The 205-nt window shown below is 58.0% G+C and carries 1 protein-coding gene; it reads left to right on the top strand.

Annotated elements, in window-relative coordinates; genetic code table 11:
- Window positions 1-205, top strand: a 205-nt coding sequence (locus OSO_RS52210; RefSeq protein WP_010588557.1) for a hypothetical protein, incomplete at both ends; no start/stop codon positions are given.

Here is a 205-nt window from a genome sequence, read left to right as displayed (position 1 = left end):
CCAATCGACTGACACCACCCCCTCGATCGATATCGAGGTCTATGACGATTCCGGCATCCCCGTGACGGGCCTCGTCGCTGCAACGATGCCGACCACGTCTTACTCGATAGGCGGGTCAAACGCGAAAGTTGCGATCACCTTAGTTGATGTGTCATTGGAGACGTCGGCGTGGACACCCGGAGGGTTCAAAGAACGCGGCAACGGA

Source organism: Schlesneria paludicola DSM 18645, assembly GCF_000255655.1.
Classification (GTDB): Bacteria; Planctomycetota; Planctomycetia; order Planctomycetales; family Planctomycetaceae; genus Schlesneria; species Schlesneria paludicola.
Note: the sequence above shows the minus strand (reverse complement) of the source record. Positions and strands in the feature narration are given on the sequence as shown.